Below are 1237 nucleotides of genomic sequence, written 5' to 3' on the forward strand. Positions count from 1 at the left end.
TTTTAGCCTGGCTGGATCAGCCGGCCGGCTTTTCCGTGTGGCCGCCGAACTGTCTGCGCATGGCCGACAGCAGTTTGTCCGCGTACAGGGCCTCGCCGCGCGAGGAGAACCGCTCGTACAGCGAGGCGGTGAGCACGTGGGCGGGCACACCTTCCTCCACCGCGGCGAGTACCGTCCAGCGGCCCTCGCCGGAGTCCGACACCCGGCCGCTGAACGACGCCAGCTTTGGATCCTCGACGAGCGCCGCCGCCGTCAGATCCAGCAGCCAGGAACTGACCACGCTGCCCCGGCGCCACACCTCGGCCACCTCCGCGGTGTCGATGTCGTACTGGTAGTACTCGGGGTGCGCCAGCGGGGTGGTTTCGGCGTCATGCTCGCCGGTGTGTTCCCGGCCGATGCCGGCCTTGTTCAGGATGGCCATCCCCTCGGCGAAGGCGCCCATCATCCCGTATTCGATGCCGTTGTGGACCATCTTCACGAAGTGCCCGGCCCCGTTCGGCCCGCAGTGCAGGTAGCCCTTTTCGGCCTGGGTCGGTGCACCGGCGCGGCCCGGCGTGCGCGGTGCCGTCGTCAGCCCCGGAGCGATCGTGGCGAACAGCGGCTCGAGGCGGGACACGACGTCACGCTCACCTCCGATCATCAGGCAGAAACCGCGTTCCAGCCCGAAGACCCCCCCAGAGGTGCCGACGTCGACGTAGTGGATGCCCCGGCCTGCGAGCTCGGCGGCCCGGTCCACATCGTCGCGGTAGTAGGAGTTGCCGCCATCGAGGATGACGTCGTCGGCTTCGAAGTGTTCAGCGAGCGCGAACACGGTCTCGCCGGTGATCCCGGCGGGGAGCATCACCCAGGCCGCGCGGGGGACGGTGAGCTTCGCCGCGAACTCCGCGAGTGTGCTGGCACCGGTCGCGCCCGCGGCCGCCAGCTGCTCCACCGCCGCTGGGTTGACGTCGTAGACGACGCAGTCGTGCCCGTCCCGCATGAGCCGGCGTACCAGGTTGGCGCCCATCCGGCCAAGGCCGATCATCCCGAGCTGCACGAGATCTCCCGTAGTCGTTGGACTGGTGCGGTGCGGTGCGGTGCCAGCGGCGCCCGTTTCATTGTCGCGCGGCCTACCAGCCATGACACCGCACCGCCGGAGAGTCCTGGTGATCGTTGTGCCACACGGCCCGCGGCGTCGGGACTCCGGCCGTGTACCCCTCGTGGCCCGCGGCCGGTGGGTGGCGCGGTGGGTTCAGGC

General features: G+C 69.9%; 1 protein-coding gene. It reads right to left on the reverse strand.

All coding sequences use genetic code 11. The features are described 5' to 3' along the window. Nucleotides 1–16: 16 nt before the first annotated feature. Nucleotides 17–1036 carry a phosphogluconate dehydrogenase (NAD(+)-dependent, decarboxylating) gene (gnd, locus tag MJ783_RS00570; protein WP_239307903.1) on the reverse strand — a complete coding sequence of 340 codons (1020 nt, stop codon included), beginning with the start codon at nucleotides 1034–1036 and terminating at the stop codon, nucleotides 17–19. Between the last annotated feature and the right edge of the window lie 201 nt (nucleotides 1037–1237).

The sequence above is a fragment of the Protofrankia sp. Cj3 genome, assembly GCF_917627355.1.
Lineage (GTDB): Bacteria > Actinomycetota > Actinomycetes > Frankiales > Frankiaceae > Protofrankia.